Raw genomic sequence first — 13824 nt, 5'->3', positions numbered from 1 at the left:
GCTTGGGCACATGACTGAGATTCCGGATGAATACCGGGCAGTGCGTGGCGATGGTCAGCTTCAGGAAAATGAGGAAGATACTGGCCGTGAATCCCTGGAGGGGGACCTCGCCAGGACCGTTGACCCAGACATCGCCGAGCTTGACGACGAGGCCCCTGACGGGAATCCGGTGAACCGCGATCCCTGAGCGGCACTATTTAATGCCGGGCGTCTTGACGTTGGGCTCCCTATTTGACTGTGGGCGTTCGGGCAGCCTGAGCCCGGCGGTGCGCTGCGGTGCGCAGCTGGATGATCCGTGCCGCGCCCGCGATTGCGACCAGCACTCCGCCGGCGACTGCAGCAATGAACAGAGCCATCCCCAAGGAAACGGCCCCCTCGAGTCCCAGGAATCTCACCTGAACATAGTCCTGGTTCTGCAGGATGAAGACGATAAGGAGCACCAGGACCACAAGCGCCGTGGCCACGGAAACCCACACCATTCCCGCTCGGGTAACCCGTTTCTCAGCCGGCGCAGCCGGCATCGGGCGTTCGGAAGCCTGGATGCGGTTGGCTCCGGTGCCGCCTGCCGTCCCTGCCGCAGGTACACTTCGGCCTGGACTCTCCGGCGCGAGGTAGCCCGCCCGGGCCTCGCGAGGCTTGGCCGGATCCTGATGGTTGGGTTGTTGTGTCATGGCTTTTCATCCTCCCCAAAGGCAGCTCTCCAGAGGCAGCTACCCCTGGAATGGCGGGGTTGCCGGTGGCGGCCCCGACCGCCCTATTCGAATCATAAGCCCAATCAAAGAAATTACTAAGCATGCTTGCCAATAGGATGATAAGCATGCTTATTATGAATGTCTGGACCGGGGGAGATTGCCTCATTTTCCAAGCTGGAAAGACGAGAGGCTTTGGTCAGCGCAGAGGCTGGTCGTCTGTTTGCGTCCCGCTGTCCGCGGCGAGTCGGGGGAGAGTTGCCGCCGCAACCACCAGTGCGAGCGCACCAAGGCCGAGCGGAAGACTCGCGAGCGTGGCGATTCCGCCCACCAGCAAAGGACCACCGGCATCTCCAAGTTCCCGGCCGAGCTCGGCCGAACCCATGGTCCTGCCGACCCGTTCCGGTGGAGTGGTATCTGCCAGGTGGGCAAAGCCAATCGGTGTGGCGGCGCCGACCCCGGCGCCAATCGCCACTGCGGCGATGAAGATCGTTATTGGCCCCGGGGCGACGGCCAGGACCGCGACTCCGCCTGCGGTGAGCAACAGTCCCGCTGTCATGCCCTGGGTATCGGAGATGCGTCCCCTGTCACGAAGGTGGCCGATCCGTGGCTGGATGAGTACTGAGGCGATGGCCAGCACGCTGACTGCAGCAGTGCCGGCAAGGGGATCAAGACCATGGCGGGTAGCCAGTGCGGGAAGAAACCCGATCGCTGCACCGAGCGCCGACGTCGACGCCGCCAGCACCAGTGTTGGAACGAGGAACCGCCGTTCCGTGGCCTGACGTGCCAGATCCAGCATTGTGTAACGCTGCCGGGGAAGTGGCGGAAGGTTGGGTACAGCCACTACAACCCACACGGCAGTGGCAGCTGCCAGTACTGACAATGCGGCAAACAAAAGTGCAAAACCGCCGGCGAGAATCAAGCCGGCTCCCAGCAGCGGCCCGATGACGTATCCCAGGCTCTTCCAGGAACCGTAACGGCCGAAAAATGTTCCGGCATTCTTTCCTCGGGTCAGTCTGGCAACCATGGCGGAGGACGCGGGGGAGAAGGCCGAAGCAGCTGCTCCCTGCCCGAGACGGGCTAGACCCAGCATGAGCGGATCGGCTCCCCACAGCCCGGTAAGTGAGAGTGCGGCAAAGGCCAGGAGACCCCCGACAATAACGGGCTTCGTGCCGATCCGGTCGCTGAGCGCCCCGAAGACTGGTTTGAGGAATACCTCCGAGATGTCGTAGACAGCGAGGAGGATACCCAGGTTAAGTAAGGTCAGGCCGATGTTTTCGCTTTGCGCCCCCATTCCGGCGGCTATGCTGTGGGCGCCGAAAGCGGTCACAAAACCTGCAGCGTACAAAGCGGCCGAGGGTTTCCGCGCGGTCAGTTCGGGAGCAGCCGATTTCACTAGAGGCAGCTCCTGGTTGGACGACGGAGGCACGAACGTATTTCAACGGAATCGGCTCTGGCCTGTGTTTTCACAGGCCAGAGCCTCCTTCCTGTGCCCCAGGAGGGAATCGAACCCCCGACCGGCGGATTAGAAGGCCGCTGCTCTATCCCCTGAGCTACTGGGGCAGTATGTTTCCTCGAGGCTGTCCAAGAGGCAACTCAAAAAGTTTACAGTGACTTGCGCTCGGAAACCGCCAGCTGTCCCATGCGATTTTCAGTTGTACCCAACACTCTCTGGTGGGCGGAGTTTTGCACATAGCCACGTTGGTCCCTCGCCGCGGCTGACGCCCTCGGTAAAGCTGGAACTGCCCGCTTGGGCAGCACACTTCGAGACAGGACATCACCATGACTGACAACATCACGGTCCGTGGCTTCGTGGCCACCGAGATCAAGACTTCAACGACGCCCGGCGGAACGGCCACCGCATCCTTTCGGATTGGCTCCACGGACCGCCGCTTTGACCGCGCCACCAGCGCCTGGGTGGACGGCAATACCAACTGGTTCACTGTGCAGGGGTACCGGCAACTGGCAGGCAACCTGGCCTGCAGTATCAAAAAGGGGCAGCGCGTCATTGTTGTTGGCCGTCTCAAAATGCGCAGTTGGGAGAAGGAGGGGCGTATCTACCACGTGGCGGAAATTGACGCCGAATCCGTCGGCCACGACCTCATGTGGGGTTCAGCCAACTTCATCCGGACCTCTGGGCAAAATGGACAATCCAGTAACCAGACTGTGCAGATTGCCCCTGAGGGAGATTCCGAGCGTGCGTCACGCGAATTCGCTGCAGAGCCGGACTACGACGGCCCGGAACGCGAACCCGGCGACACTTCCGAGGTGCCGACAGGGATGGATGAACCACCCTCGGTTTTCGTCGATGAGGAAAGCGGAGAACTCCTCGTCGTTGATTCCAGTACTGGCGAGCTGACGGGCGTGGCGGCCTGATAAAGGGCAGGATCACTGTGTCACGGTGTGGCAGGGCAGCCTCGGTGAAAGGCGGCGCCGCAGCTGCAGCGGCGTCGCCGTGCGCAGGACGCCGGGGTGCCGAAAGGGGCGCGAACCGCATGGCAGAATGGCAAGGTGATGCGAGCGATTAAACCTCTGAGGCCAACCCGTCGTACGCCAACCCCTCGTATCCTGCCCGCACGCCATCAGCGCGCAGCAGTTCTGGCCTTCCTCGTCCTCGTCGCATCTTCTGCCTGCACGCCCCCCGCGGGTACGGATCTGGGCGACCCGGCTTCTCCTGGAGACTCCGCCACGTCGAACGCTGGTTCCCCCTCGGGCAGAGGCTCCGCGGCCCCCGCTCCTACTCCCGTGGCCCTGGCGCCCGCCACGGCCCTCGTGAGGGACAAGGTTGAACAGGCCCTCACGAATCTTGCTGCCGGTTCGGCAAAACCCACGAGGGACCAGATGCTTGCAACGCTGACTGCGGCAGGGGTGTCGTCGTCCGCATTGGAGGTGTCAGCAAGCCAGACTCCTACAGGCCTGGAAGTTGATGCGATAGAAGCTGCGGTGCTTCAGGATAAGGACTGCGTGATCGGCCAAGTACGTGAGGGAAAGGTCACGGTGGTCATTCTGCCCGTGCTGTCTACCGGCAAATGCTTCGCAGGCACACAGCTCTGAACCGTCTGTGCGCCTGATTCCTTCCGTGTCCTGGAACCGTCCCGAATGTGAGTTATCCGGGCCGACCCACTAGATTTGGAACCATGGCGGAATTTATCTACACAATGACCAAGGCCCGTAAGGCTGTTGGCGAAAAGCTCATTCTCGACGACGTCAGCATGTCGTTCTTTCCCGGAGCCAAGATCGGTGTGGTCGGCCCCAACGGCGCCGGTAAATCCACCATTCTCAAGATCATGGCGGGTCTGGACACACCCTCCAACGGCGAAGCGCGGCTTAGCCCGGGCTACTCCGTGGGCATCCTGCTTCAGGAACCGCCGCTGAACGAAGAGAAGACAGTGCTCGGCAATGTCCAGGAGGGCGTAGGCGAAATCATCGGAAAGATCGAGCGTTTCAACGCCATCTCCGAGGAAATGGCCAGCCCCGACGCCGATTATGACTCCCTGCTTGAGGAAATGGGCCACCTGCAGGAAGCGATTGACGCTGCCGACGCCTGGGACCTGGATTCACAGCTGGAACAGGCCATGGATGCTCTGCGGTGCCCGCCAGCGGACGCCAACGTGACGCTCCTTTCCGGTGGTGAGCGCCGCCGCGTGGCCTTGTGCAAGCTGCTGTTGCAGAAGCCTGACCTGCTGCTTCTCGATGAGCCCACCAACCACCTCGACGCCGAGAGTGTGCTGTGGCTTGAGCAGCACCTTTCCAACTACCATGGCGCTGTTCTCGCCGTAACCCACGATCGTTACTTCCTGGACCACGTGGCCCAGTGGATCGCCGAAGTGGACCGCGGCCACCTGTACCCGTATGAAGGCAACTACTCCACCTACCTGGAGAAGAAGCGTGCGCGCCTGGAAGTTCAGGGCAAAAAGGACGCCAAGCAGGCCAAGCGACTGACCGAAGAGCTTGAGTGGGTCCGCTCGAACGCCAAGGGCCGCCAGACCAAGTCGAAGGCCCGCCTGGCCCGGTACGAGGAAATGGCAGCGGAAGCTGACCGGACCCGCAAGCTCGACTTCGAAGAGATCCAGATTCCGCCGGGACCACGCCTGGGTGGCCTGGTGCTCGAAGCGAAGAACCTGCAGAAGGGCTTCGAGGACCGGACCCTCATTGACGGGCTGTCCTTCTCACTGCCGCGCAACGGCATCGTCGGTGTCATTGGACCCAACGGCGTGGGTAAGACCACCCTGTTCAAGACGATCGTGGGGCTTGAGCCCCTCGACGGCGGCGACCTCAAAATCGGTGACTCCGTCAAGATTTCCTATGCGGACCAGAGCCGCGGCGGCATCGATCCCAACAAGACCCTGTGGGAGGTAGTTTCCGATGGTTTGGACTACATCCAGGTAGGCCACGTCGAAATGCCCTCCCGGGCATACGTGGCAGCATTCGGATTTAAGGGCCCGGACCAGCAGAAGAAAGCAGGAGTGCTTTCCGGCGGTGAGCGTAACCGTCTGAACCTGGCTCTGACCCTCAAGCAGGGTGGAAACCTTCTGCTCCTTGACGAGCCCACTAACGACCTCGACGTCGAAACGCTCAGCAGCCTTGAGAACGCCCTCCTGGAATTCCCTGGCTGCGCCGTGGTCGTCTCGCACGACCGCTGGTTCCTCGACCGGGTGGCGACCCACATCCTGGCCTACGAAGGCGATGAGGAGAACCCGTCCAAGTGGTACTGGTTCGAGGGCAACTTTGAGTCCTATGAGGAGAACAAGGTGGAGCGGCTCGGTCCCGATGCTGCGAAGCCGCACCGTGTGACTCACCGGCGCCTCACCCGCGACTGATCCCCAAAGGAAAAGTCCTGAAACGAAGAAGGCCGGCTTGGCGGGTATCATCCGCCAAGCCGGCCTTTCGTTTTGCTCACGCTGTTGCCTGGCTGTTTTACCGTTCGGCTTTGCGCATCTGGTGCTTGAGAACTTTGGACTGGACAGCACCCACCACCTTGTTCTTCAGGTCCGTGGGGATCCGGACCATGCCTTCCTGTGCCACTGAGGCAACATGCCGGCCTTCCCTGTCGAAGATCTTGCCGGTGGCCAGGCCGCGGGCACCCTGGGCGCTGGGAGACTCCTGCACGTAGAGCAGCCACTGGTCAACCCGTACGGGGCGGTGCCACCACATGGCATGGTCAAGGCTGGCGACACTCATGCCTGGGGTGACCCAGCTCAGGCCGTGCTTGCGCAGGATCGATTCCAGGATGGTGTAATCGCTGGCGTAAGCGAGGGCAGCCCGGTGCATGTTGGCGTCGTCGGGCATGGGACCGAACGTTTTCATCCAGACCGCATTCCTGGCTTCCTTGGTGCCGTTGGCTGACACGTACAGTGCGGGGTCCACATGCCGGATGTCTATGGGACGCTCGTAGGCCCAATGCCGCGCTACGGGATGATCGTACTTGCCCAGAAGGTCGGCGGTGCTGGGCAGCGACTCAGGTTCCGGAATCCCCAGCGGCATCTCGGACTGGTGGTCAAGGCCTTCATCGTCTTCCTGAAAGGAGGCGATCATCGAGAGGATCGGTGTGCCGTCCTGGTAAGCGTGGACACGCCGCGCCGAGAACGACCTCCCGTCGCGGAGGCGCTGCACCCCGAAAGTGATGGGTTGGTTTGCATCCCCCGGGCGGAGGAAATAACCGTGCATCGAATGCACGTGGCGGGCCGGATCCACGGTGCGGTTTGCGGCAATGAGCGATTGGGCCAGAACCTGGCCGCCAAAAACACGTTGCCCCGGCTGCCGTTGTGACGGGCCCATAAAGATGTCCTCATCCGTCCGGGCACCTTCGAGTTCGCCGAGATCAAGAAGTTCGATCAAGGAGGTGGTGGGGTCCTGCGTGGGCAACGCCTGCAATCCGGCTTCCGCTTCAGTCATGATTTGACTCTAGACGTCACCCCGGTACTGCTCAACCGGACAGCTGGCGGTAGAGTCCTTAAGGTGTCAGATGTTCTCACCCAGCCCTTCCGCTTCGCCGATCCCCAGGATCTGGCGGACCTCCGCACGTACGTGACCCGCGCAAAGGCGGTGGACGACGGCGCCATCCGGCTGCAGGCGTCCGGCTCGGTGCTTGCTGCGTATGTGTGCGTATTGCGGCCGAGACTGCTCGGCGAAGCCACGCCCACCATCCTCGGCCTGCGCACTATGGCTTTGGCGGAGCCAGCCCAGGCTGACGTTACTGTCACGCTCGCAGCGGTCCTTGACCGTCTGGCACGGGCAGGCGAGTCCGACGTCGAACTCCCCGTTCCGCCGTCGACGGTCACCGAGTCCTGGGCGGGGGTCGGCGCGCCGCGGAGCGGCTGGGAGCTGCTGGGCTCACTGACAGACTCTGCGCTGAAAGATGCCGCACAAGCCGGGATGGCCGAGGTCGCGCAGATTGTCCCGGATAAGCCCGGTGCGCTGATAGTCAACAATGCAAGGGCATCGGTCTGGGGACGTGATCTTCCCGGAGCCGGTGGACTCCCCACCGGAGCGGCCTTCGCCGCCCTGACTCTGGGTTTTCTCGGCAGCGGTGAGCACCAGCTTTACCGTGCCGGGCGCTGGTTCAGGCTCAGCAGCCCCAGAGGCCACGTCCTTGCCCGGAGCGGCGCTGGACTCGGGCTCTGACCCTCTAGGCTTGTGAGGGTCCGTTGCCGGAAGGGCTGTTCACCATGGACAGTGCGGCGCGCTCCATGTAGTCCCACAGGGTATTTTCGTATAACGGCGGAAGTTCGAGGGAGTCAACGGCCGTCCTCATGTGGAGCAGCCACCGGTCCTTCGCTTCAGGAGTGACGCTGAATGGCATGTGCCGCATCCGGAGCCTGGGGTGGCCGCGTTCCTCGCCGTAGGTGGTGGGCCCGCCCCAATACTGTTCCAGGAACATCAGGAAGCGGCGCTTGGCCGGTCCAAGATCCTCTTCGGGATACATGGGCCGCAGGATCGGGTCGGTTGCAACGCCGTCGTAGAAGACGTCAATGAGCTTCACGAACGTGTCGTGGCCCCCTACGGCATCATAAAAGTTGTCAGTGTAGCCTGGCTGGCTGAACGGATCGTTCTGCATCAGCATCTTCGGCTTTCCGGGCTCGACGGATGGATTGGTCATAACTACTCTCCGGCTTTCTGCTGGGTTGGTGCTTCATCGTCGTCTGCAACTTCCGGCTGCGACGCCGGGGGCACATACGTCCCCTGGGAGCGGTTGCCTACCCGGAGGATCTCGCCATTGCGCAGGTACCAGATGGTGCCGTCCTCGGCGAGAACCCTGGTGATCCGCAAGCCCATGGACTCCACTGTGCCCACCACTTCGCTGGTCTCGATGACGTCACCGATTCCGTACTGGTCCTCAATGGTGATGAAGATCCCGGCGAGGAAGTCACGGATCAGCTGCTGGGCGCCGAAGCCTATGGCGATACCCAGGATGCCAACACTCGTCAGCAGGGGGGCGATGTCGATATCCAGGTTGCGGAGCACATACATGGTAGTGATGGTTGCGACCAGCACCCCTACCACACTGTTGAGCAGGGAACCGATGGTGTTTGCCCGCTGCACACGCCGCTCATGGTCCAGGGCACGCAATGCCGGCGCCACCCACCGGAAATGGGGCTTCTTGAAGAAAGTGCTCCCGGAGGCGACCCGTCGGGAGATCCTGGAAATCACGAAGGTCGCCGCCAGCCAGACGGCGACGCCAACACCCAGACTGATCACAATTCCCGGAACGCTGATTCCGTCCGTGGCGGACGTAAGGGGCGGTGCGATCGACAACGTGCTGTACATCTGTGGATGTGCTCCTCACTGCAGACCGGCTGTTGCCGGGTTACTTCCAGGGCGTTATTTCTACCGGACTTCATCGGTGTTCACCCGGCGCATAAACTCTGGTTACTTTCAACACTAGCGCCGTAGCGTGGCCACATGCGCATCCTGATTCTTGGCGGTACAGCGTTCCTTTCGGCGGAAATTGCCCGGCAAGCAGTGGCAGGCGGCCACAACGTGACGTGCCTGGCACGGGGCTCAACCGCGGCACCCCCGGCCGGCGCCCACTGGATCACAGCGGACCGCAGCGAAGGAGCTGCCGCCTACGCTGAAGCCGCCCGGGAATGGGACGCAGTCATCGACGTGGCACGCGATCCGCAGCACGCGGGGGCCGCCTTGGAGTCGTTGGGGGACCGGGCTGCGCATTGGACGTTTGTGTCGAGTTGCTCAGTCTATGCAGATCATTCAGTACCGGGAGCCGGTGAGGACGCGAGGCTGCTGGACCCGCTGCCCGACGGCACACCATTCTCTCCCGAAGTCTATGGAGAGGCCAAGTCCGCCATCGAGGCGCTGACCCTCAGGATGCGTCCGGCCCATCTCTGCAGGGCAGGCCTGATCAGCGGGCCAGGCGACGAAACCGACCGCTACGGGTACTGGCCTGCCCGGTTTGCGCGGGCCGCCGCCGAGCGCACCGGGCCCGTTTTAGTGCCGGACATTCCCGAGGCCGCCACCCAGATTATCGACGTCAGGGATCTCGCCGCGTGGATCCTTTATGCAGCCCGGCAGGGGATTACGGAAACCTTGAATGCGGTTGGCGCCGTGGTCCCCTTCCGGGAGTACATCGAGGAATCGCAAGGGCTGACTGGTGCCACAGATACAGTCAAAGCCTCCGAAGACTGGCTCGTCAATGAAGGAGTTGCTCCCTGGGCCGGTGAGGACTCGCTGCCGCTGTGGCTGCCGCCGGACTATGAAGGACACTCTGCCCGCAGCAACTCAGCCGCCGTTGCCCGCGGGCTGACCCTGAGGCCCTGGCAGGACACCCTTCGTGACACGCTCGAGGATGAACGGAGCCGCGGACTGGCCAGGGAGCGGAAAGCCGGGCTCAGTCCCGCGACTGAACGCCGTCTGATAGCCAGCCTGCTTACTGCGGGCCAGAGCCGGGTGTATTGACGGCTAGGCAGCGGCGACCTCGGAAGTTGGGGAATGCCGAACAGGAAAGTTCACGCTCCTTGCGATGAAGCACAATTGGTTGGCTTCGTGATGCATGTCCGCCAACAGCCCGTCGAGCGTAGCTTCAGCTGTGGTCACGTGGGGATTGAGGGTGGCCTCCTCGAACTGGCCGCTGCCGTCCCGGTTGAGGCGCATCATGGCATGGGCATGGTCCTCGTAGGCCGTCACCACGACCCCGCGCTTCACCGCCACGTGAAGGAATGAAAGCATATGGCACTGTGACAGTGCGGTGAGTAACAGCTGTTCAGGGTTGTAGCGGGTCCTGTCCCCGTGGAACGTTGGGTCTGCCGAACCCTTCAGAACGGGCAGCCCCTCAATCCGGATGTCGTGGTCGCGGGAATACGCCCGGTAGGCGGATGTCCCGGTGCCCAGGTTGCCCGTCCAGCGGACAGTGACGGAATAGCGGTGCTCAGCCAATGTCATGTCCTAACCCTCATCAGCCTTACGGGCGCGCAGTGCCCGGGCCACGGCGTCGCGGTTTTCGAGCATCATGCGCCTGAGTGCAGCGCTTTCCTCGGGAAGGGCGGCAATGAACTCGTCCGTCCTGTCCACCGTCGCCTGCGTCGTCAGCTGGGAGGGGTAGAGCCCGACGACGATCTGCTGAGCCAGCGCGTGGGTGCGGGATGCCACGATGCCGGGGACGGCGTCGAAATACTTCTCCACGTACGGCTCGAGGAGCGAGGAGTCCAGGACCCGGGAGAAGCCGGCAACAGCGGAGGCCTGCAAGGCGTTGGAGAGCTCTCCCTTGACCATGATCGAATCCCAGGCCGCCGCTTTTGCTTCCGGGGTGGGAATGGCCGCTTTGGCCAGTGCTGCTGCGTTCTGGCCGCTGGAGGTGTTGTCGCGGTCAAGTTCCTCATCAATCCGGTCCTGATCAGCCCTGCCACCGGCAACGAGCGAAGCCAGGAGCTCCCAACGGAGGTCCTGGTCAACGGTAAGCCCGTCAAGGACCACGGAACCGTCCAGCAGCCCGGCAACGGTGTCCAGCTGCCCGGCGCTCCTGGCGAGGAGGGCGTAGGACTTGACGAACTGCAGCTGGGCGTCCGAGGCCGGCGGTACAGCACCTGCGAGTTCCCACAGCCGATCCGCTGCCGAAATTGCCGTTGCTTCCTTGTGGGCTTCTGCCACGTAAAAGTTCAACGTAGTGGCGAGCTGGCGCAACTGGACCAGGATGACCGACGAGTCCGATTCCTGAGCGATGTTGGCGAGAACCAGCTCAACGTAACCGCGGGCGGGGGTTTCGCCGTCGCGGGCGGCATCCCAGGCTGAACCCCAGACCAGGGTGCGCGGAAGGCTCTCGCTGAAGTCCTTGAGATGTCCTGTGGCCGTGCCCAGGGATTTAGGGTCCAGACGGACCTTGGCATAGGCCAGGTCATCGTCGTTCAGCAGGATGAGGTCAGGCTGCTGCAAACCGGCCAGGCCGGAAACCTCCGTGCGCTCGCCGTCCACGTCGAGCTCTTCGCGGTGGACCCGCTCAAGCTTGCCTGCGTCGGTGAGGTTGTAGAACCCCACCGCCAGCCGGTGCGGCCGGATGGTGGGCCGGTCCTCAACAGCTGACTGGAGGATGGCGAATGAGGTGATAGCCCCTTCACCGTCGACTTCAAGTTCGGGCTTGAGCGTGTTCACTCCAGCCGTTTCCAGCCAGAGCCGGCCCCAGGTGTCCAGATCCCGCCCGCTGGCCGTCTCCAGCTCTGCCATCAGGTCGCTGAGCTCAGTGTTCTGCCAGGCGTGCTTACGGAAGTACTCCCGCACACCAGCCATGAACTGTTCCGGGCCTACCCAGGCCACCAGCTGGCGCAGTACCGACGCTCCCTTGGCGTAGGTGATGCCGTCGAAGTTCACCTCAACGTCCTGCAGGTCGTTGATTTCGGCAAAAATGGGGTGCGTTGTGGGCAGTTGGTCCTGACGGTACGCCCAGGATTTCTCCACCGAAGCGAACGTGGTCCAGGCACGGTCGAACTTGGTGTTCTCCACCGCCGCGAGATGGGACATGTACTCGGCGAAGGACTCGTTCAGCCACAGATCGTTCCACCACCGCATGGTCACGAGGTCCCCAAACCACATGTGCGCCAGTTCGTGCAGGACAGTGATGGCACGGCGCTCCACCTGCGCTTCGGTCACCTTGCCTCGGAAGATATACCCCTCCAGGATGGTCACCGCGCCGGCGTTCTCCATGGCTCCGGCATTGAATTCGGGAACAAAGAGCTGATCGTACTTGTCGAAGGGATACGGGCAGCCAAACTGGGTTTCGAAAAACTCGAATCCCTGCCGGGTCAGGTCGAAGATGTTATCGGCGTCGAGGTACTGCATCAGCGATTTCCGGGCGTAGATACCCAGGGGGACCACCCTGCCGTCAGAGCTCTTCACCTCGCTGCTGACTGACTGGTACGGCCCGGCGATGAGGGCAGTGACGTAGGAGGACAGCCGCGGTGTCGGGGCGAATTCCCACACGGACCGGGCGCCCCCGTCGACGGCCGGGATGGTTTCCACCCGGGCTGGTGTGGGGGAGTTGGAAACCACGTTCCAGTGCGAAGGGGCCGTGACAGTGAACGTAAAGCTCGCTTTGAGGTCTGGCTGTTCGAATACAGCGAACATTCGCCGTGAATCCGGGACCTCGAACTGCGTGTAGAGGTAGACCTCGTTGTCTACCGGATCGACAAAACGGTGGAGGCCTTCGCCCGTGTTCATGTAGGGCGCATCCGCAACAACCAGGAGTTCGTTCCGCTCCGCAAGTTCGGGGAGCTGGATCCGGACACCGTCAGCCACAACGGAAGGATCCAGGGCCAGCCCGTTGAGCATGACACTGTGGACAGTCTCCGTCACTGCATCGATAAAGGTGGACGAACCGGGTATTGCAGTGAATTTCACGGCGGTGGTGGTGCCGAAGACCTTGTCCCCTTTCGTCAGGTCCAAGCTGACTTCGTACGACTCGACGGTGATCAGATCGGCGCGCTCGCGCGCTTCGGCGCGCGTCAGGTTCATACCTGGCAAAGTGTTGCCTCCAAAAAGGTTGCGGCTGCCGGTGGGAAACTGCCTCCACCATGCACTGTGAAGTCATTCTTTCATTTAGTGCAGCGTTGGCAAGTTACACAGCTCACACGCCCGCCGGCAGGGGTAGCGTTGAACTATGGGAACGTTCCGTGAGGCTGTGGATGCCAAGGCTCTTAGGTTCGCTTTGGGATTTCCGGTGTTACTGGCCGTGGCATTCGTGGTGTGCGCCGTTCTCCTCCGTCCTGACCTCCCTGAACCCTTAGCCGTTCTGTGGACGTCCGACGGCGTTACGGGCTTTGCGCCGTTTCCGGCGTTTGTGGGGGTGGGTGGAGGCCTTATTGTGATCATCAGCTGGCTGGTCCTGCTGCAGGCCGTCCCCGTCTCCAGGCCCGTGCTCATGCGCCGGATCATGATGGGAACAGGTATCGCACTGAGCCTGTTCATCACCGCTGTCCTTGCTGCGGTACTGGTTGGCCAGGCAGGCGTGGCTGACGCCCGCGCGGCGCAGGTGGACGCCATAGTACTCGCGATGGGAAGCGGTTTTGCCCTTGCCATGGGTGTTGTGGTGGGCTTTGTCTTCAAGGCAGATGAGCAGTGGTCGGTTGATGATGACCGTGCGCTGGAACAGGCCCTGGAGCAGCAACTCGATCCTGATCTGGCCCGCGACAATGTCAGGCTTTGGGTCCATGCCCGCAGTTCGGTCTTTGTGATGCTCATAGTGGCCACGCTGTTCCCGGCGTCGCTGATTGCGCTGGCCCTCCCATGGCTTAGCGGCCTGCTGGTGGCGGTGGCGGCGGTGCTGGCAGCCTTTCTGTTTGCGCGGGTCACTGCAGACAGGAGCGGGCTTCGGGTCTTTGTGGCGGGTTTCGTCCGCGTGATGAACGTTCCCGCAGCCACAATTTCCTCTGCCGCCGCCTCCGATGTACGGGCCGCCGAATACGGGGGATGGGGATACCGGAGTCACGGGGACACTACAGCGGTGCTGGTCAGCAGCGGTCCGGCTGTGGTGCTGAAGCAGACTGACGGACAAAGGGCAGTTGTCAGTGGCGGCAATCCGGATTCCGCGCAGAGGCTGGCCGAGGTGTTGTCACGAGTTGCCGCACGCGCGCGGGGTGAGGGCCGTTCCTAGTAGTCTTAGCTTCAACCCCCAGACAGCCCGGATGCTTCCCGG

At 62.5% G+C, this 13824-nt stretch carries 14 protein-coding genes and 1 tRNA gene; 7 read left to right on the top strand and 8 right to left on the bottom strand.

The features are described 5' to 3' along the window. The first annotated feature begins 10 nt into the window (after positions 1-10). Complete coding sequence (locus RIN13_RS00630; RefSeq protein ID WP_309105397.1) at positions 11-187, top strand: hypothetical protein; 177 nt, start codon at positions 11-13, stop codon at positions 185-187. A 40-nt stretch (positions 188-227) separates the two neighbouring features. Here the strand turns inward: RIN13_RS00630 and RIN13_RS00625 are convergent, their stop codons facing one another. From RIN13_RS00625 to RIN13_RS00615, 3 genes are all read right to left on the bottom strand, one after another. Continuing rightward, positions 228-671: a lipopolysaccharide assembly protein LapA domain-containing protein gene (locus RIN13_RS00625; protein WP_309105396.1), complete on the bottom strand. Its 444-nt coding sequence runs from the start codon at positions 669-671 to the stop codon at positions 228-230. Between the two features lie 217 nt (positions 672-888). Further along, a complete protein-coding gene (locus tag RIN13_RS00620) occupies positions 889-2085 on the bottom strand; it encodes an MFS transporter (protein ID WP_309105395.1) in 1197 nt (398 codons plus the stop codon). Between the two features lie 94 nt (positions 2086-2179). Next, positions 2180-2252 (bottom strand) — tRNA-Arg (locus tag RIN13_RS00615). A gap of 219 nt (positions 2253-2471) precedes the next feature. Between RIN13_RS00615 and ssb the strand changes: the two genes are divergently transcribed. From ssb to ettA, 3 genes are all read left to right on the top strand, one after another. Continuing rightward, positions 2472-3065: a single-stranded DNA-binding protein gene (gene ssb / locus RIN13_RS00610; RefSeq protein ID WP_309105394.1), complete on the top strand. Its 594-nt coding sequence runs from the start codon at positions 2472-2474 to the stop codon at positions 3063-3065. 138 nt (positions 3066-3203) lie between these two features. Then, positions 3204-3743, top strand: a complete 540-nt coding sequence (locus tag RIN13_RS00605; RefSeq protein ID WP_309105497.1) for a DUF6993 domain-containing protein — start codon at positions 3204-3206, stop codon at positions 3741-3743. 83 nt (positions 3744-3826) lie between these two features. Then, positions 3827-5509 (top strand): energy-dependent translational throttle protein EttA, encoded by a 1683-nt coding sequence (ettA, locus tag RIN13_RS00600; RefSeq protein WP_309105393.1) that lies wholly within the window; start codon positions 3827-3829, stop codon positions 5507-5509. A 97-nt stretch (positions 5510-5606) separates the two neighbouring features. On the opposite strand, the gene RIN13_RS00595 is transcribed toward ettA, so the two are convergent. Beyond that, the gene (locus tag RIN13_RS00595) at positions 5607-6584 is read right to left on the bottom strand and encodes an acyl-CoA thioesterase II (protein WP_309105392.1); all 978 of its coding nucleotides are present in this window, start codon (positions 6582-6584) and stop codon (positions 5607-5609) included. Positions 6585-6647: 63 nt separating this feature from the next. Between RIN13_RS00595 and RIN13_RS00590 the strand changes: the two genes are divergently transcribed. Next, positions 6648-7313 carry a hypothetical protein gene (locus RIN13_RS00590; RefSeq protein WP_309105391.1) on the top strand — a complete coding sequence of 222 codons (666 nt, stop codon included), beginning with the start codon at positions 6648-6650 and terminating at the stop codon, positions 7311-7313. Between the two features lie 4 nt (positions 7314-7317). Here the strand turns inward: RIN13_RS00590 and RIN13_RS00585 are convergent, their stop codons facing one another. Both RIN13_RS00585 and RIN13_RS00580 read right to left on the bottom strand, forming a co-directional pair. Further along, entirely contained in the window at positions 7318-7788 is a 471-nt protein-coding gene (locus tag RIN13_RS00585) for a globin (RefSeq protein WP_309105390.1), read from the bottom strand. A gap of 2 nt (positions 7789-7790) precedes the next feature. Beyond that, a complete protein-coding gene (locus RIN13_RS00580) occupies positions 7791-8456 on the bottom strand; it encodes a mechanosensitive ion channel domain-containing protein (protein ID WP_309105389.1) in 666 nt (221 codons plus the stop codon). 135 nt (positions 8457-8591) lie between these two features. Between RIN13_RS00580 and RIN13_RS00575 the strand changes: the two genes are divergently transcribed. Beyond that, positions 8592-9602 (top strand): NAD-dependent epimerase/dehydratase family protein, encoded by a 1011-nt coding sequence (locus RIN13_RS00575; protein ID WP_309105388.1) that lies wholly within the window; start codon positions 8592-8594, stop codon positions 9600-9602. Positions 9603-9605: 3 nt separating this feature from the next. Here the strand turns inward: RIN13_RS00575 and RIN13_RS00570 are convergent, their stop codons facing one another. Together RIN13_RS00570 and pepN are read right to left on the bottom strand one after the other, a co-directional pair. Next, positions 9606-10085 carry an OsmC family protein gene (locus RIN13_RS00570; protein ID WP_309105387.1) on the bottom strand — a complete coding sequence of 160 codons (480 nt, stop codon included), beginning with the start codon at positions 10083-10085 and terminating at the stop codon, positions 9606-9608. A gap of 3 nt (positions 10086-10088) precedes the next feature. Further along, positions 10089-12644 carry an aminopeptidase N gene (gene pepN, locus RIN13_RS00565; protein WP_309105386.1) on the bottom strand — a complete coding sequence of 852 codons (2556 nt, stop codon included), beginning with the start codon at positions 12642-12644 and terminating at the stop codon, positions 10089-10091. Between the two features lie 145 nt (positions 12645-12789). On the opposite strand from pepN, the gene RIN13_RS00560 reads away from it, so the two are divergent. Next, positions 12790-13782, top strand: coding sequence for a hypothetical protein (locus tag RIN13_RS00560; RefSeq protein WP_309105385.1), 993 nt, complete (start codon positions 12790-12792; stop codon positions 13780-13782). Positions 13783-13824: the final 42 nt, after the last annotated feature.

Source organism: Arthrobacter sp. (genome assembly GCF_031179985.1).
GTDB lineage: Bacteria > Actinomycetota > Actinomycetes > Actinomycetales > Micrococcaceae > Arthrobacter.
This window is presented reverse-complemented; position numbering and strand designations above follow the sequence as displayed.